Below are 17,269 nucleotides of genomic sequence, written 5' to 3'. Positions count from 1 at the left end.
CCGTCTTTTTTATTTTCCGGCTTTGAGTTTATCGATGATCGCCATCGCCGCCGCTGGATTGCGCTCCTTGAATCCGCTTATCACATAGAGGTAAACGTCGCGGCTTTTGCGCGTGGCGATGGGCTTGTCCGATATTTCCAGGTCGTCGGGCACAGTGCCTTCGCTTAGCGCGCGTGCGCGTTCGACCCACGCGTTGAGTGCTTTGGGCGAGTACCCTTTCGCGTATTTGTCGGTTGTGCCCATGACGCGCGCATAGACGAAGGGCGCGGTGAGATCGGCGATTTGCGGGAAGTCGGAGTCTGCGGCGAGCACGATCGCCACGCCATACTTACGTGCCAGCTTGACGAATTCGGGCGTGCGAAAACTGTCGTGCCGTACTTCGACGGCATGCCGCAACGTCTGTCCTTCGACCGATCTGGGCAGTAGCGCGAGGAAGGCTTCGAAATCTTCCGCATCGAACTTCTTGGTTCCGGCAAACTGCCAGTTGACTGCGCCAAGCTTGTGCTTAAGCAGCATCACGCCGCTCGAATAGAAGCGCTCGATCGTTTCACCCGCTTCGGCCAGCACCCGACGGTTGGTCGCGTAACGCGGCGCCTTCAGCGAGAACACGAAATCGTCAGGGGTCTCGTCGAACCACTTCTGAAAACTCGCCGGCTTTTGCGAGCCATAAAACGTGCCGTTGATTTCGATCGACGTGAGCTTGCTGCTCGCGTATTCGAGTTCGCGTTTCTGCACCAGGTCTTGCGGGTAGAACACGCCGCGCCAGGGCTCGAATGTCCAGCCGCCAATGCCTACGCTTATCCGGGGTTTCGTGCGAGATGCCATAGGTGAAGTCCGCCGCATTCGTGAACGAGCGGATAGCATAACGCAGCATGCTCGCATGACGCTGACGCATGGATGCGTCAGACGCAATCAAGCGCTCTCGACGCTGCGTTTGCGTCGCGCCTTGCGCGGCGCCGGTGCGGTTTTGTCTTCATGCGTGATGTCGGCGATCTTCACTTTGTGAAGAAGCTCGGCCGTATCCATCTTGCGGCTCGCTTCGGCCACGTCGTGGCGAAACTGTTGCAACGCCGCAAGCGATGCGTCGGGCGGTTGCAAAGCGGACCATAGCACGTCGATCAACCGGTCGGCGGTGGCTTCGATGTCGGTTCGCCGGTTTGCCAGTGTCGCGTCCCACAGCACATGTTCCATCGGTCCAAACACCAGCGAACGCAGCAGGCGCAGCGGCATATCGTTGCGGATCTGACCAGTCTGCTGGCCTTGCGCGAGCACGGACATCAGCGGCGCGGTGTAGCGGCGTTGCAGCTCGGTGAGCGCCTCGCTGAGTTCGTGATGCCGCGCGCGCCCTTCCGAGAGCACCAGCGCGCACAGGTCGGTGCCGTTGACGAGCATCAACCGCAAATGCGTGCGCACGATAAACGCGAACTGCTGGCGCACGCTGCCGTCGCGTGGCAAGTCGGTCTCTATTGCTTCGATGATCTCGTCGTACCAGTCGCCGATCACACGCGCGCAAAGTTCGCGCTTGCCGCGAAAGTAGCTGAATACGGTGGCTTCGGATATGCCGAGCCGTTGCGCGATTTCCGCCGTGGTAGCGCGTTCATAGCCCTTTTCGGAGAACACGTCGCGGCCCGCCTGAAGGATTTCCTTCACACGTTGCTGCGATTTGCGTCCTGCCGGTTGACGGCGCGAGGCGGGCAGTTCGGCCTTTGTTGCGGCCATATTCTGAGTCCGGTTCAGATTTGACGAAAGACAGTGCATTGTTGCGGCCGATGTTAGCACGGTGCTTTGTCGCTGTGACAAGGTGATGGCGAAAAACTGAGTAAGGCTCAAAAACCCCTATTGACGCATCGGTCGATCTGGCGTGAAATTCTCAGTGAAACAGACGCGCATGCTCAGGGAAAACCCTGAATTCGAATCGAAAGCCGCCATTTACTGAGTCATGCTCAGAAATCGCACATCGTCCGGATCGCGCGCTGCACATAGAAGGCCTGTCACGAATTCCTGTCTGGAGACACCGCATGAGCAATCTGCCTGGTTTGCAATTTCCGCTTGGTGAAGAGATCGAGATGCTGCGCGATACCCTCGCGAACTTCGCGGCTAAGGAGATCGCGCCGCGTGCAGCGGAAATCGACCGCACCGATCAGTTTCCGATGGACTTGTGGCGCAAGTTCGGCGAACTCGGCGTGCTCGGGATGACGGTCAGCGAAGAATATGGCGGCGCGAACATGGGCTATACCGCGCACATGATCGCGATGGAGGAAATCTCGCGCGCGTCGGCATCGGTCGGTCTGTCGTACGGTGCGCATTCGAATCTGTGCGTGAACCAGTTGCATCGCAACGGCACCGCTGCGCAGAAGCAGAAGTATTTGCCGAAGCTCGTTTCGGGTGAGCATGTCGGCGCGCTGGCGATGAGCGAGCCGAATGCCGGCTCGGATGTCGTCAGCATGAAGTTGCGCGCGGAGAAGAAGGGCGATCGTTACGTGCTGAACGGCACCAAGATGTGGATCACCAACGGGCCGGATTGCGACACGCTGGTCGTCTATGCAAAGACGGACCCTGACGCGGGCTCGCGTGGCATCACCGCGTTTATCGTCGAGAAAGGCATGAAGGGGTTTTCGGTCGCGCAAAAACTCGACAAGCTTGGCATGCGTGGTTCGCATACCGGCGAACTGGTGTTCCAGGACGTCGAAGTACCGGAAGAAAACATTCTCGGTCAACTCAACGGCGGCGTGAAGGTGCTGATGAGCGGCCTCGATTACGAGCGTGCGGTGCTTGCCGGCGGTCCGACCGGCATCATGGTCGCCGTGATGGATGCGGTCGTACCGTACATTCACGATCGCAAACAGTTCGGTCAGTCTATCGGCGAATTCCAGCTGATTCAGGGCAAGGTCGCCGATCTGTACACGACACTTCAGGCGTGCCGTGCGTATCTTTACGCGGTCGGACGTCAACTGGACACACTCGGCAACGAACACGTGCGCCAGCTCCGCAAGGATTGCGCGGGCGTGATTCTGTACACGGCAGAGAAAGCCACGTGGATGGCCGGAGAGGCGATCCAGATTCTCGGCGGTAACGGCTACATCAACGAGTACCCGGTGGGCCGTCTGTGGCGCGATGCGAAGCTCTATGAGATCGGCGCGGGAACGAGTGAGATCCGACGCATGCTGATTGGCCGCGAACTGTTTGCAGAGACGCTGTAAACAACGCCGCCACGGAGAGTCACGCTATGCCGATCATCGAATCGAAACTCAATCCGCGCTCGGATGAATTCCGCGCGAATACTGTCGCCCTCGAAGCCCTGGTGGCGGATCTACGCGCGAAAATCGACAAGCTTTCGTTGGGCGGCGGTGCTGCTGCACGCGACAAGCATCTGGGACGCGGCAAACTTTTGCCGCGCGATCGTATCGCGCAGTTGCTCGATCCCGGCACGCCGTTTCTGGAGTTCTCGCAACTGGCAGCGTATGGCATGTACAACGACGATGCGCCGGGCGCGGGTGTCATCACCGGGATTGGACGGATCGCCGGGCAGGAGTGCATCGTCGTGTGCAACGATGCAACCGTGAAGGGTGGCACGTACTATCCGGTCACCGTGAAGAAGCACGTTCGCGCACAGGAAATTGCCGAAGAAAACCACTTGCCGTGCGTATATCTGGTGGACTCGGGCGGCGCGAATCTGCCGAACCAGGACGATGTGTTTCCCGATCGCGATCACTTCGGCCGGATCTTTTTCAATCAGGCCAATCTGTCCGCGCAAGGTATTCCGCAGATCGCGGTGGTGATGGGTTCGTGTACGGCAGGCGGCGCGTATGTGCCTGCAATGAGCGATGAGTCGATCATCGTGAAGAACCAGGGCACGATATTTTTGGGTGGGCCGCCGCTCGTCAAAGCCGCGACCGGCGAAGAAGTCAGTGCGGAAGATCTGGGCGGCGGCGATGTGCATACGCGTCTCTCGGGCGTCGTCGATCATCTCGCGCAGAACGACGCGCATGCGTTGGCGATTGCACGCAGCATCGTCGGCAATCTGAATCGCAGCAAGACGCCGCCGGTGGTGATGCAGACGCCGAAGCCGCCGCGTTACGACGCGCAAAGCATCTATGGCGTGATTCCGGCCGACACGCGCAAGCCTTTCGACATTCGCGAAGTGATTGCACGTATCGTCGACGACTCCGCATTCGACGAATTCAAGGCGCGCTACGGCACCACACTCGTCACGGGCTTCGCGCATATCTGGGGACATCCGGTCGGTATCGTCGCGAACAACGGCATCCTGTTTTCCGAATCGGCACTCAAGGGTGCGCACTTTATCGAACTGTGCAGTCAACGGAAGATTCCGCTCGTGTTTCTGCAGAACATCACGGGTTTCATGGTTGGCCGCAAATACGAGAACGAAGGAATTGCACGCAACGGCGCGAAGATGGTGACGGCCGTCGCGACCGCGAAAGTGCCGAAGTTCACGGTGATTATCGGCGGTTCGTTCGGGGCGGGAAATTACGGCATGTGCGGACGCGCGTATTCGCCGCGCTTTCTGTGGATGTGGCCTAACGCGCGCATCTCCGTGATGGGCGGCGAACAGGCGGCGTCGGTGCTGGCCACGGTGCGACGCGACGGCATCGAGGCGAAAGGCGGCACATGGACCGCCGAGCAGGAAGAGGCATTCAAGCAACCCATTCGCGATCAGTACGAGCACCAGGGGCACCCGTATTACGCCAGCGCGCGGTTGTGGGACGACGGCGTGATCGATCCTGCGCAAACGCGCGACGTGCTCGGTCTGGGTTTGTCCGCGGCGATGAATGCGCCGATCGAAGACACGCGCTTCGGCGTATTCCGCATGTGATCGCGCCACTCGACGCGCGAGGAGAATCGCAAATGCAATACGAAACCTTGATCGTGACGTTCGCATCCCACGTGGCGACCGTCACGCTCAATCGTCCCGATGTGCGCAACGCATTCAACGAAACGATGATCGCGGACGTGACTGCGGCATTCAGGGAGATCGATGCGCGCGACGAGATACGTGTCGTCGTGCTGGCCGCGAACGGCAAGGCATTTTGCGCGGGCGGCGATCTGAACTGGATGAAGAAGATGGCAGGTTACTCGGACGACGAGAACCGCGCCGACGCGATGCGTCTCGCGACGATGCTCGACACGATCTATCGCTGCAGCAAACCCGTGATTGCGCGCGTGAATGGCGATGCATACGCTGGCGGAATGGGTCTGCTGTCTGCATGCGATATCGTCATCGCTGCACACGCTGCCCGTTTTTGCCTGTCGGAAGTACGTCTCGGACTGATTCCCGCGACCATCGCGCCGTACGTGATTCGCGCGTTGGGCGAGCAGGCATCGCGCCGATATTTCATCACGGCAGAGCCGTTCGATTGCGCGACTGCGTTGCGCCTCGGACTCGTCAGCGAAGCCGTGGACGATGCGCAACTGGATGAAACCGTGCAGCGAATCGCCGATGCGGTGTGCGCGAACGGTCCGCATGCGGTACGCGCATGCAAGCAACTGGTGCAGGACATGGCTGGCGCGACGCTCGATACCGCGCTGATAGAAGAGACCGCCGCGCGTATCGCGCGCATCAGGGCGAGCGCGGAAGGGCGCGAAGGCGTGGCGTCGTTCCTCGAGAAGCGTACGCCGTCGTGGCGTTCGTGATGTGTTGACTACCACTCGCCATACACTGCGCATCGAACGACGAAGCGGCGAACCACAACGAGACATCACATGTTCAACAAGATCCTGATTGCGAACCGCGGCGAAATTGCCTGTCGTGTCGCCGCGACCTGCAAGCGACTCGGCATTGCGAGCGTCGCGGTGTATTCCGATGCGGACGCGAACGCAAAGCACGTTGCCGCGTGTGACGAAGCGGTGCATATCGGCGGCGCGACGGCGGCGGAAAGCTATCTGCGCGTCGATCGGATCGTCCAGGCGGCGCGTGCGTCCGGCGCGCAAGCCGTGCATCCGGGCTATGGTTTCCTGTCCGAAAACGAAGCCTTCGCGCAAGCCTGCGAAGCGGCCGGAATTGCGTTCATCGGGCCGCCGGTCGAGGCGATTGCCGCGATGGGTTCGAAAGCGGCGGCCAAAGCGTTGATGCAATCGGCGTCGGTGCCGCTGGTGCCCGGCTATCACGGTGACGATCAGGACGCAGCACTGCTGCATCGCGAAGCCGATGCGATCGGCTATCCCGTGTTGTTGAAGGCAAGCGCGGGCGGCGGCGGAAAAGGGATGCGCGTCGTCGAGCGCAGCGAAGACTTCGACGCCGCGCTGGCGTCATGCAAACGCGAAGCGGCCAGCAGTTTCGGCAACGATCGCGTGCTGATCGAAAAGTATCTGACGCGTCCCCGTCACGTCGAAGTGCAGGTATTCGCCGATACGCTCGGCGGCACGGTCTATCTGTTCGATCGCGATTGCTCGGTGCAGCGTCGTCATCAGAAGGTGCTGGAAGAAGCACCTGCGCCGGGTTTGCCGTCGGAGATGCGTCGCGCGATGGGCGAGGCTGCGGTTGCGGCGGCGCGGGCGGTGAATTACGTCGGTGCGGGCACGGTCGAATTCATCATGACGGGCGCGGATTTTTATTTCATGGAAATGAATACGCGTCTGCAGGTCGAGCATCCGGTGACGGAGATGGTGACGGGACTCGATCTCGTCGAATGGCAGTTGCGCGTGGCTGCGGGCGAGCCTCTGCCGTTGACGCAGCCGGAATTGAAACTGGACGGTCATGCGATCGAAGCACGAATCTATGCCGAGCATCCTGCGCGTGGATTCTTGCCGTCAACGGGCCGGCTGAAGCATTTGCGCATGCCGAAAGGCGTCGAATTCGCGATCGGCAGCGGCGGTGTGAAAGCGGCGGTGCGGATTGATAGCGGCGTGCGCGAAGGCGACACGATCACGCCGTTCTACGATCCGATGATCGCGAAACTGATCGTGCATGGCGCGACGCGTGAAGAAGCGCTGTCCAGAATGAGCCATGCGCTACGCGCATGCGAAGTGGTCGGCCCGCACACGAACGTCGAATTCCTGCAGCGCATCGTGACCAGCGTGCCATTTTCGAGCGGCGATCTCGACACCGGTTTGATCGAGCGTCACCACGACGCGTTGTTCTCCGCTACGCGCAAGCCGTTTCGTGAAGCGGTTGCACTCGCATGCGCGGCACTGCTGAATCGCGAAGGCGGAGAGGCCGCACGTAATACGCACGACGCGTCGCCGTGGTCGGCGTTGTCGCACTGGCGTCTGAATAGCGGCTATACGCAGACGCTGAACTGGCGCGATGTCGAGAAAGAAGCAGATTTTCCGGCCATTTTTGCGCGTGACGGTGCCGCTCAAACCCTGACGTTCGACGACGTATCCGATCGTTTTACGTGGTGGCGTGGCGATGGTCCGCATGCGTTCGGCGCGACGCTAGGCGATCAGCATGTCACCGGTCGCGTCTTTATCGACGGAGATGCGTTTCATGTGTTCTGTCGTGGCGATGCGCTTGCATTCGAATGGCAGAATCTGCTCGCCCACGCTGCCGACACCGAACACGGGGAAGGTCGCCTGACTGCGCCGATGCCCGGCAAGGTGATCGCGGTTCTCGTCGAGCCTGGCGCGATGGTGGAGAAGGGCACACCGCTGATCGTCATGGAAGCGATGAAGATGGAGCACACGATCGGCGCGCCGACTGCGGGGACCGTCTCCGAAGTGCTGTATGCGGTCGGCGATCAGGTTGCGGACGGCGCGCAACTTCTGGTGCTCGATGTGGAATGGGCGGCTCATGCGAGGTGCGCGTAACCTGCGGCGCGCGCCTCTTCTTCAAGCGCCGTGATGCGCGTGTAGTCGTCGATCGTAAGCGTCGTAAAACCCGTTAAACGAAGGCGTTTTGCGCGCGCCGGACTGTCGGTCAATGTGACGTCGAGCGCGTTGCGCAGGGCCATAACGGTTTCCACCGGCACGTTGCGCGATGCGATCAGCGGCAAGCCGGGCGACGCTGCCGAGTAGCCGGTTTGCGTCATCTGCGCGGCGAGACCGGGCAGCATGTCCTGAACGAATGCATACGTAACGCAATCGATCGCGGTCACGTCGGCGCGGTTTTCCGCCAGCGCCCGCATGGAACCGAGATGCGAACCGGTACGCACGACCTCGCTGAAAAACGGCGAATCCGGTTGTGCGTGACGCGCGATCGTATGACGCAATACATTCATGCCGCTATTCGAATCATCCTGATTGAACGCGACGCGTGCACCACGCCAGCTGTCGGGTGAGTTGAAGCGCGTGGCATCCCGTGTGAGCAGCACGCTCGAATAATCCGAATCGACGCAGCCGGGCGCATCGAAAGACGGCGTCGCGACAAGCTGTACCTGTCCGGCAAGACCATGCGTCAACGGATAACCGCAGGTTTGGGAGAGCAGCAATGCCGGCTCTCGCCAGAACGTGTACAGGTCGTCGCCGGGCTCGACGATTTGCGCTTCGACGCGGGCGGCGCGCAACACGTCGGCAAGAAAATCTTGCCAGAGCATCGCGAGTTCGGGCGTCACGTTGTACATCGGCAACGAGGCGATATAGCGGGGATTCGCGGTCTCGGTCATGCGGCGATTCTGGCACATCAGCCCGCACTATGCGCAGCATGATCGTTGCCGGTCATACAACTGATTCAGTTATTATTTTTCAACGAATTTGTCACTACCGCCGGTGCTCGCCGTCGGCAGCCACCAACCCCTCGTCTCAGAGAACGTCAGGTACGCCGACTGCGGGCGAACAATCGTGCGTTTTCATCAGCATTTCTGGTTTGACGTGTTCTCTTTAGACGTCGATGACGACCATACTCAAGAGGATTTCGAACGCCGACAAAAGTGTCGTCGAATCTGACTTTTGTGTAGGGATGTATGTCTTTGGATTTAGTATCCTGATGCCACGGAGGCGATTGCCGCTGCGGTTGTAGTTTCATCCAGCCAGGCGGACGCTGGACGCCAATTTTCTCGTGACCCGCACGCGCAATCCGATCAAATTAAAGAGAATTTAGCGGATGGAGACGGGCAACTTTCAGCGATCGGGAACGGCGAACCGCTGGGCCGTGCTCGCACTGCTTACGTTTGGGGTGCTGATCTCGTTTGTCGATCGCACGAGCATTTCCGCGACCCTCGCGGATTCCGCTTTCATCAGGCATTTTGCGCTGACGGACGTCGATCGCGGCTGGGTCAATGCGGCCTTCTTCTGGACATACGGCGTGTTCCAGCTTCCGATGGGCTGGGTGGCCGACCGCTACGGCGTGAAATGGCCCTATGCGACCAGTTTTGCGCTGTGGTGTCTCGCGACCGCGTCGATGGGGGCGGTGACAGCTCTGACAAGTCTGATCGTGATACGTCTTCTTGTTGGGATGACCGAGGCGATTGTGATTCCCGCAAGCTATCGCTGGATTCGCAACAACTTCGACGAAAGTCAGAACGGCCTCGCGGTCGGCATTCTAACGATGGGCAACAAGTTCGGCCCTGCCATCGGCGCCCCCGTGGGTGCATGGTTCATCGTTAATTATTCCTGGAAGATGATGTTCATTGCGACGGGCCTTGTAGGGCTGTTATGGCTGGTGCCGTGGTTGCTGCTAGTGCGCAATGACCTTCCGTCCAGAGTCGAACTGACGCTGGCCAATCGCAGCGCCCGCACTGTGACCCTCGGCAGCATTCTGTCGAGCCCTGTGGTGTGGGGAGGATTGGCAACCAACTTCAGCTATGGTTATTTCATGTTTTATTGCATGAGCTGGATGCCGTCCTATCTGGTCGAGCAACGAGGACTTTCGATTGCACGCTCCGGACTCTTCACATTCTTCAGTTTTATCGGGATCGGGATTGTCGCAGCGATTTCCGGCTGGGCGGCAGACAGGATCATCGCGCGGGGCTGCGATCCGATCGTGGTGCGCAAAGCATTCGTGATCGCGGGCTTTGTCGGTGGATGCACCGTATCTTTCGGTGCCTACGCTTCGACGCTCAACATGGCGCTGCTCTGGAATGTCCTGTCGCTGTCATTGCTCGGGTTGGCCACGGCAAACAATCTCGTGCTGTCACGGTTGACCTTGATTCCCAAGGCGGCAATTGGTCTTGTGACCGGCGTTCAGCAGCTAGCGACGAGCGTTGCTGGAGGCTTGGCAGCGAGTCTGTCGGGATGGCTGCTGCAGGTGAGCGGGAGTTATGACCTGCCGATGATGGTGATCCTCGCGTTTCTGCTCGCGGGTGCTCTGGCCACCGCGGTTCTGTATCGATCCGAATGGGCGCCCAAGGTGACCGACGCTCACGATGCGCTGGGACAAGCCTGAGGGATCGCGGAGTTGAAATAAGCTTACGCGACCTGGGATGTCTTTGTAGCGCGGGCAAGACAGCGTTCGCTCGATCCGTGGTGACCGGCCCGGCTGAAAGCACGACCATACGAATAGTCGCCGCGACGAAAAATCCCTGCGAATCTTCCATTTGTGTAGTGGCTCTCGAGCGAGCATCAAATATTCTCCTCAACATCAACGATCTCAGACGCAGGATTCAAGCGAGATCCATCATCGAATAAAGCTGGTTTTTCTGGGCGTGCTAACAGCCCAACGCGCAATTGCCCTTTTGGTCACCGCGCGGTTTGACGCGGCCGGATTTATTAGTCGAAGCAACAGAGAAGTCAAAAGACTGGATGCACACGAGGCATCCACACGTCGGTCGTTCTTGCGATCGGAGTGAATAAAAGATCAGGAGACAACGATGGTGAAGTTTGGAAGACTTGCGCTCACTGCAGTGTTAGCAGGTAACGCATTGGTCGCGCATGCGCAATCGTCGGTGACCTTATACGGTGTCATCGATGAGTATCTGAGCTACAAGCACAGTAGTTCTGGAGCTAGCGTCACGAGTCTGGAGGACGGAGGTGGAATCTATAGTAGCCGGTGGGGTATTCGCGGAGTCGAGGATCTCGGTGGTGGCTATGCGGTGAAGTTCCAACTCGAAAGCGGGTTCAGCGCTCCCTCAGGGCAATTTACCGACACGACCCGTTTCTTCAGTCGCCAGGCGTGGGTGGGGCTTTCCTCGCAGTACGGCGAAATCCGCTTCGGGCGTCAGAACAGCCCGGTCTATACGATGGGTTGCTATATCGATTTTGCCTGTCGCGGGTCGGGATCGATCGTGAATGTATTTGGTCTGCCCGTGCGCTACGACAATGAGATATCGCTTCTGATGAACCGCATCTACGGCGTGGCGGCGGAGCTGCAAGTGTCTTTGCCGCAAGACCCGGTTGTCGGCAATCAACCGCTCGTTTATCAGATGGGGATCGACTGGAAAAGCAGCATGTTTGTGGTTGGATATGCCGGCGCACGGGCGCAGCCGCCGAACGCTGCACCCATCCAGAAAGACGTTTTTTACGACAACGTGTTTGTCAACTGGATCTACGGAAAGGGCACTGTCTACCTTACCTTCGTGCGTAGTAACAACAACACGGCGAGTGGTGGAATCAACAATGCCGGCACGATTCTGAGTAACTCCGGTGGATTTAACGCCGGAACGAATCCTGATCTGTACCACATCTACAGGATCTATCAGATCTCAGCTGACTATCAGATATCGCCATTCATGCGGGTCGGTGCCATTATCGGCAAGATCGACGATTCATCCGGTCATGATCGCGGTGCGAGCGAGGCGTCGGTTGGGCTCTTCTACGACCTGTCGAAGAGGACCGAACTGATGGTAATGGTCCAGGGTTTGAAGAATCAGGCGAACGGCGGTTGGCGTCTTGCAGCTTCCGGAGGGGTGAAAGGGACGTTTACCGTTCCGACTGATGTCAACGGTCGGACGATCCTGGGCGCCCTTGCAGGGATCAGCGTCAAATTCTAAACGGCCTATAAGTTGCTTCAGTACTTTCGGAAATAGCAGTCATTTCGAAGCCGGGCAATGCGTTAATCGATTTGAACGGTGGTTTCATCTGCCCTGACGGGCTGCTTGGGAGGAAAGCATGCTACTCATGGAATTCAGTGTTCTGAACGACTATATCGTCGCAACATGTGTTGTGCTCGCGTGCGCGACAGCAGTTCAGGCGGTGCTAGTATTTCGAGGACGGCGCAATCTAACGATGCGTGGGTAAGGCTCTACCTGTGGCCGTATCTGACAGATCATAAGGTACGCCGTCTTCGTTTCTAACATCTTTGATGAGGTCAGGATTGAGCATCGAGCAAAGGTTATTGGGGCGCTCCGGACTCAAGGTCCCTGCATTGAGTTTCGGTACAGCGAATTTCGGTCTTACGCATGAGGGCGCGACGCAAGTAGAGGAGGCGCGTCGCTTGCTCGACATATGTATCGAGGCCGGTGTGACGATGTTCGATACCGCCAACGTCTACAAAGGCGGGGCATCGGAGCAGGTGCTTGGCAGCGCGATTGCAGGACGTCGTGACCAGGTGCTCATCTCGACCAAGGGCGGTGATCGCGTCGGCCCGGGACCCAACGACGTCGGATCATCACGATTTCATTTGATCAACGCGGTCGAAGCGCAACTCAAACGATTGGGAACCGACTACATCGACTTGTATCAGATACATACGTTTGATGCGCTGACCCCGATTGAGGAATCGCTTCGCGCTTTGGACGATATGGTCCGTGCAGGGAAGATACGCTACGCGGGCGTGTCCAATTTCTCTGGTTGGCAGCTTGCGACGTCTATTGGCATAGCCGAGAGATCGGGACTTCCGCGTTACGTGTCGCAACAGGTTTATTACTCACTGATCGGAAGAGAGTATGAGTGGGAGTTAATGCCGGCAGGTCTGCATCTTGGCGTTTCCGCTGTTGTCTGGAGTCCGTTGGGTTGGGGGCGATTGACGGGGCGGTTACGCCGAGGCTCCCCAGTTCCCGCGGATAGCCGCCTGCACAAACGGCCTGACATCGGGCCTCCTGTCAATGATCGGATTATGTATGACGTTATAGACGTACTGGACCAGATCGCGGAAGAGACGGGTAGATCGATCCCGCAGATCGCGCTGAACTGGGTGTTGGGTCGCCCCACGGTAGCCAGCGTCATCATAGGCGCACGCAATGAAGCGCAACTCAGGGAAAATATTGGGGCTACAGGGTGGTCGTTATCGGCAGAGCAGGTGACTCGTCTAGATGACGTAAGTTCAGTCACTCCGATCTATCCGTATTGGCACCAACGTGAGAAATTCGAGCGGATTCCATCGCCAGTTTGAATGTTGTTCAGCCGTTAGCCACGTCGATAAAGGTGCAACGTTTCAGATCAAGCCGGTGTCCACTCTCGTGATGCGGCCCGAGTAATGGGTCCATGCGTTCTCCTCGCATGTGATCGTGTCGAGTCTTTTCGACCAGCTTGCTTGGCGAGCACGCAGACTGGATGTATCACTTGCGCGCTGTCCGCATGGGCATATTGCTTCAAATGCCGTTCGGGTAAATTGCAGGTCGCGCGTTGCCGGGGGGTATGGGAATATAGATCATTGATATTGTGTCGCGTGCGAGACGGCGAAGTCGCACAAAGCGGAAAAACAAGGAGAGCAATTTCGTGAACTTTTCGCATTTGAGAGCACGAAGTCAGTGAAAACGACGGACCGTCGGCACTTAAGTGTCTTTCATCTCACTGAGCCGGTTTTCATGGGTGGTGGTTTCTCGCCATCGGCCGTTTCGACAATAGAACTTGAGAACGTACATTCTGAAATGGAAAAGCTGCAACCTAAACGGTACGGTAAAGTGAAGCGAACACCTGTTCCTAAAGTGCGCTTATACGTTGAACGTCCCGAAACTGGCGACTGGTTTGTACGTGTCGAGAACGTCGTCGACAAGGGGCGCTGGAAGACAGAAGCCCACGCGCATCCCGCTTTTGGGCAAGTGATCATCGTCCAGAGAGGGCGGGGTGTTTTGAACCTCGAGGGCAGTAGCATGTCGTTCGAGGGTCCCTGTGGCATGCTGATACCGCTCGAATGCAATCACGCCCTCGATTATGAACTGGATGTGGACAAGTGGATCGTGACGATCGAAGCGTCTTATCTGGCACATGTCAATGCTAAATTACCTGAGTTCGGTAAGCTGTGGTCTGCTCCGCGGGTGATTCCACTCGCGAATTCCGTCGATTCAGGGACAAACTGTTGCAATTTGCTCCGGCGTTTGAAGGACGAGGCCGAGTCCGAAGCCGTTGGCCACATAATCGGTACAGAAACGCTATTGACCACGTTTTTACTGACGCTAATTCGTGAGGCGAGTCTTGATGAAGTCAACAACGAGGTCGCCTCAGGTGACGAGGTTCATATGGTTGCGCGTTTTCGCGAATTGATCGACAAACATTATTACGAGAATTTGGCGCTTACGGATTACACATCGATGCTGGCTGTGTCAGTGGGGCGGCTTCGAGCAGCTTGCGCGATCGTTGCTGACCAGAGTCCTACGAAGATGATCCATACGCGCATTATCACTGAGGCCAAACGCGATCTAATTTTTAGTGATATGTCGGTGGAGCAGATTGCCTTCAAGCTAGGCTTTACCGAAGCCACTTACTTCGCGCGCTTCTTCCGAAGAGAAGTCGGACAGGCTCCGTTGCAGTTCCGCGTCGGTGCCAGACATTGACTTAGTCAAGCGTGTTACCGGGTCGAGGTGAATACGCGTTCGATGGGGCGAGTCGGCATTTCCTGATTCGCCCCCGTACTTCCGGACACCGTCTCACGGCTGAATTAATGAATCGGTTCTGCGCCTGAACTCGCGAGAAGAACCGTAGTTCAAGGCGCCGTCAGCCTCGCTGCAATCGATAGTCGCTCGTCCAGATCGACAACCGAAACCAGCAGCGATTACAAATCTAGAACCAGCATTGAGCTTTTTGCGCGCGAGCAGCAGGGAGTAAATTGATCGTTTTTAGCGCGCTCCTGCTTGGAGAGGAAGGTATCCCGATGCTCTGGTTCACCATCGATAATGCGTGTCACACATGTTCCGCACACGCCTTGCTCACAGGACACTGGAATTTGCACGCCACTCTCAGCCAGGACTGTCGCAATGCTCTTCCCTACGGGCACCTGAAATACCTTTCCCGAGCTCGCAATCTTCACCTGGAATGCAGAGTCGTTGATTGAGTCTTGAGGGACAGCGGCGAAATACTCTCTATGCACGTTCTCATCTGACCATCCCATCGTCAACGCGGCCTTTATCACGTATTCCATGAAACCGGTCGGACCGCAGACATACAGATGAGAGTCTTGCGATGGGAAACTCAAGAGTGGCGGCAAATTTAGGCGTTGCTCCTCTGCGCCATCGTCGAAGTGGAAGTGAACATGGTCTGAATATTCAGAATTCCTGATGCGGTCGACAAATGCTGTCCGATCGACTGAGCGGCTGCAATAATGCATCTCGAAGTCGGCGCCGACATTCGAGAGCCGTTCGGCCATGCACAGGATAGGCGTCACGCCAATCCCTCCAGCGAATAATAACGATCGCTGTTGAACCGAATGTGCGAGGGCGAAGTGGTTTTTTGGAGCGCTAATTTCGATCAAGTCTCCTTCTTCGATCTCGTCGTGCATCGTACGCGACCCGCCTCTCGACTTCGGGTCTCGGAGTACGCCAATGAGGTAGCGGTGAGTTTCGCGCGGATCGTTGCACAAAGAGTATTGGCGCACCAGGCCGCGACGCATGTAGACATCGATATGCGACCCCGCGCTGAAGCCAGGAAGGGTTCCTCCGGCGGGATCGGCTAATTCAAAGGTACAGATATCGGTACATTCAGCGACTTTCCTGACGATCTTGACTTTCAGTTTGCCGGGAAGGATCTCAGTCGACGAGCCTCGAAACTTATCAGCAAGCTTACCGAATATGCTTTTCATGAATTTGTCTCCTTACTTTTTTCACGTATCCAATTCTTCTGTCGCATTTTTTCAGTCAGGGTGCAGACAGAGCGAATAGTTCACTATTGTTTAGGACGTTGGGACTCAATACGAACCGGACTTCCTGCTCTATGTGTCTCCCTGTAGATAATGCCGAGCGTGCTGACACGACATGATTCCTGTCAGCCGGGGGCGAATTTCAAAGCAACCGGCTCCGGACGTGCGATTGATTTGTCGTAAACCGGAGGCGACTGGCCGCCTATGTGATTGACCTGCAAGACTGTTACTGTTCCTCTGACGTTTTTCCCTTACTCGTTAGCCGATGGCTATCCATCGTTATAGCCTTGCGTTTCAGGACGCATCCACGATGGACTCGCGCCGGGTAAGGTGCCCTCACCGTCTTTATCCAGGCCGTAATGCGTGCGAGCGTTGAATGATTCGAACAGAGATGCGAATCGCATGTTGATATCAAGTGTAGAGGACAATCGAATCCAAACGTCTTCACAAAAAACACATTCGCCGATACTTTTTTCGATCGGATCGTGCCAGTGACCGCTGTTTAAAAATCCACCAGGTTGAAAGGGGAACGCTTGAATAGCTTAATTCCTCAAATACCGGAGGAGGGTGATCGCGTTCAACGATGATGCCGCCGCAGAGATCGACCAGCCCATGATGCAGGTACGCCTTCAATCCGTCGTCGGACCGGAACAGGGCAACCTCCGGAGCATCCAGGCGATCGCCTGCTGCTGCTCAACCGATGCCCGGGAAGGCCCGAGGTGAATCCCGTTCGGGAGGTGAGCGTTCAACTAAGCGTGGTGGCTGATTTGACCGGTGCCGGCGGCAGCGTAGGTTTGTCGGCGAGAAATGTCGGCGATTCTGCGTTTTGTCCAGTGCCAGATGACGTGCGCGCCCCTACAGTCTGGTGAAAGACTGTTGAGGTGGGCGAATTCCATGGAGAAGATAGTGCGTGGCATGACCATTCTTTTTGTCGGCCTTTTGAGTCTCGCTTCATCGGTTTACGCGCAAGTCCCTGCGCCAGGCCCGCAACCGACTGCTCCCGCCGAGAGCGCTGAAAATCCTCTCCACCTGTCGATCCACCACGTGACAATGGGTGTCGCCAGTATCGATCGGGAACGCACGTTCTATCATGATGTGCTTGGTTTCCAGATCGGTCCGTTCAATAAGCGGCCGAACTATGGTCATCAGCAAATGCTTATTCCCGGGTTTTGCATCGATATGATCGAATACAAGGGATCGACTCGCCCGACATCAACGATGGACCTCGATAAGCAAGGCTTGCTGCACGTCGCGCTCACTATACCCAACGCTGCTGAGGTTTATGAGCAATTAAAAACGGAAGGCGTGTCGGTAGCCCCTCGTCGCGTGGAGAAAGGCCGGATTGTTTCGGTGTTTGTCACCGATCCAGAAGGAAACAGATTGGAATTGACCGAGTAATTCTGTAAATACAAAAAAATATCAGGAGAC

At 57.3% G+C, this 17,269-nt stretch carries 13 protein-coding genes; 9 read left to right on the top strand and 4 right to left on the bottom strand.

Annotated features, from left to right (window positions below; all coding sequences use genetic code 11):
• Positions 1-9: 9 nt before the first annotated feature.
• Together PW947_RS19405 and PW947_RS19400 are read right to left on the bottom strand one after the other, a co-directional pair.
• Positions 10-825: a DUF72 domain-containing protein gene (locus PW947_RS19405; RefSeq protein ID WP_299634078.1), complete on the bottom strand. Its 816-nt coding sequence runs from the start codon at positions 823-825 to the stop codon at positions 10-12.
• Positions 826-912: 87 nt separating this feature from the next.
• On the bottom strand, positions 913-1,719 hold the full coding sequence (locus PW947_RS19400; RefSeq protein ID WP_299633978.1) for a TetR/AcrR family transcriptional regulator: 807 nt from the start codon (positions 1,717-1,719) through the stop codon (positions 913-915).
• Positions 1,720-2,018: 299 nt separating this feature from the next.
• Between PW947_RS19400 and PW947_RS19395 the strand changes: the two genes are divergently transcribed.
• From PW947_RS19395 to PW947_RS19380, 4 genes are all read left to right on the top strand, one after another.
• Positions 2,019-3,200, top strand: coding sequence for an isovaleryl-CoA dehydrogenase (locus PW947_RS19395; RefSeq protein WP_299633977.1), 1,182 nt, complete (start codon positions 2,019-2,021; stop codon positions 3,198-3,200).
• Positions 3,201-3,226: 26 nt separating this feature from the next.
• The gene (locus tag PW947_RS19390; RefSeq protein ID WP_299633976.1) at positions 3,227-4,834 is read left to right on the top strand and encodes a carboxyl transferase domain-containing protein; all 1,608 of its coding nucleotides are present in this window, start codon (positions 3,227-3,229) and stop codon (positions 4,832-4,834) included.
• A gap of 32 nt (positions 4,835-4,866) precedes the next feature.
• Positions 4,867-5,652, top strand: a complete 786-nt coding sequence (locus tag PW947_RS19385; protein WP_299633975.1) for an enoyl-CoA hydratase/isomerase family protein — start codon at positions 4,867-4,869, stop codon at positions 5,650-5,652.
• Positions 5,653-5,721: 69 nt separating this feature from the next.
• A complete protein-coding gene (locus tag PW947_RS19380; protein WP_299633974.1) occupies positions 5,722-7,767 on the top strand; it encodes an acetyl/propionyl/methylcrotonyl-CoA carboxylase subunit alpha in 2,046 nt (681 codons plus the stop codon).
• Here PW947_RS19380 and PW947_RS19375 read toward each other — a convergent pair.
• The gene (locus PW947_RS19375; protein WP_299633973.1) at positions 7,749-8,561 is read right to left on the bottom strand and encodes a PhnD/SsuA/transferrin family substrate-binding protein; all 813 of its coding nucleotides are present in this window, start codon (positions 8,559-8,561) and stop codon (positions 7,749-7,751) included. The genes PW947_RS19380 and PW947_RS19375 overlap by 19 nt on opposite strands.
• A gap of 437 nt (positions 8,562-8,998) precedes the next feature.
• Between PW947_RS19375 and PW947_RS19370 the strand changes: the two genes are divergently transcribed.
• The 4 genes from PW947_RS19370 (at position 8,999) to PW947_RS19355 (ending at position 14,543) form a co-directional block, all read left to right on the top strand.
• Entirely contained in the window at positions 8,999-10,279 is a 1,281-nt protein-coding gene (locus tag PW947_RS19370) for an MFS transporter (RefSeq protein ID WP_299633972.1), read from the top strand.
• 424 nt (positions 10,280-10,703) lie between these two features.
• On the top strand, positions 10,704-11,822 hold the full coding sequence (locus PW947_RS19365) for a porin (protein ID WP_299633971.1): 1,119 nt from the start codon (positions 10,704-10,706) through the stop codon (positions 11,820-11,822).
• Positions 11,823-12,151: 329 nt separating this feature from the next.
• Positions 12,152-13,162, top strand: coding sequence for an aldo/keto reductase (locus tag PW947_RS19360; RefSeq protein WP_299634077.1), 1,011 nt, complete (start codon positions 12,152-12,154; stop codon positions 13,160-13,162).
• A 358-nt stretch (positions 13,163-13,520) separates the two neighbouring features.
• Positions 13,521-14,543, top strand: a complete 1,023-nt coding sequence (locus tag PW947_RS19355) for a helix-turn-helix domain-containing protein (protein ID WP_299633970.1) — start codon at positions 13,521-13,523, stop codon at positions 14,541-14,543.
• 218 nt (positions 14,544-14,761) lie between these two features.
• Here the strand turns inward: PW947_RS19355 and PW947_RS19350 are convergent, their stop codons facing one another.
• Entirely contained in the window at positions 14,762-15,784 is a 1,023-nt protein-coding gene (locus PW947_RS19350; RefSeq protein ID WP_299633969.1) for a PDR/VanB family oxidoreductase, read from the bottom strand.
• 951 nt (positions 15,785-16,735) lie between these two features.
• Here PW947_RS19350 and PW947_RS19345 point away from each other — a divergent pair.
• Positions 16,736-17,239 carry a VOC family protein gene (locus PW947_RS19345; RefSeq protein WP_299633968.1) on the top strand — a complete coding sequence of 168 codons (504 nt, stop codon included), beginning with the start codon at positions 16,736-16,738 and terminating at the stop codon, positions 17,237-17,239.
• The last annotated feature ends 30 nt before the right edge of the window (positions 17,240-17,269 follow it).

The sequence above is a fragment of the Paraburkholderia sp. genome, assembly GCF_028283785.1.
Classification (GTDB): Bacteria; Pseudomonadota; Gammaproteobacteria; order Burkholderiales; family Burkholderiaceae; genus Paraburkholderia.
Note: the sequence above shows the minus strand (reverse complement) of the source record. Positions and strands in the feature narration are given on the sequence as shown.

Excerpts from the sequence above, each read along its gene's own strand:
- PW947_RS19405 (WP_299634078.1), bottom strand. The coding sequence starts at position 825 with ATGGCATCTCGCACGAAACCCCGGATAAGCGTAGGCATTGGCGGCTGG.
- PW947_RS19400 (WP_299633978.1), bottom strand. The coding sequence starts at position 1,719 with ATGGCCGCAACAAAGGCCGAACTGCCCGCCTCGCGCCGTCAACCGGCA.
- PW947_RS19395 (WP_299633977.1), top strand. The coding sequence starts at position 2,019 with ATGAGCAATCTGCCTGGTTTGCAATTTCCGCTTGGTGAAGAGATCGAG.
- PW947_RS19390 (WP_299633976.1), top strand. The coding sequence starts at position 3,227 with ATGCCGATCATCGAATCGAAACTCAATCCGCGCTCGGATGAATTCCGC.
- PW947_RS19385 (WP_299633975.1), top strand. The coding sequence starts at position 4,867 with ATGCAATACGAAACCTTGATCGTGACGTTCGCATCCCACGTGGCGACC.
- PW947_RS19380 (WP_299633974.1), top strand. The coding sequence starts at position 5,722 with ATGTTCAACAAGATCCTGATTGCGAACCGCGGCGAAATTGCCTGTCGT.
- PW947_RS19375 (WP_299633973.1), bottom strand. The coding sequence starts at position 8,561 with ATGACCGAGACCGCGAATCCCCGCTATATCGCCTCGTTGCCGATGTAC.
- PW947_RS19370 (WP_299633972.1), top strand. The coding sequence starts at position 8,999 with ATGGAGACGGGCAACTTTCAGCGATCGGGAACGGCGAACCGCTGGGCC.
- PW947_RS19365 (WP_299633971.1), top strand. The coding sequence starts at position 10,704 with ATGGTGAAGTTTGGAAGACTTGCGCTCACTGCAGTGTTAGCAGGTAAC.
- PW947_RS19350 (WP_299633969.1), bottom strand. The coding sequence starts at position 15,784 with ATGAAAAGCATATTCGGTAAGCTTGCTGATAAGTTTCGAGGCTCGTCG.
- PW947_RS19345 (WP_299633968.1), top strand. The coding sequence starts at position 16,736 with ATGGAGAAGATAGTGCGTGGCATGACCATTCTTTTTGTCGGCCTTTTG.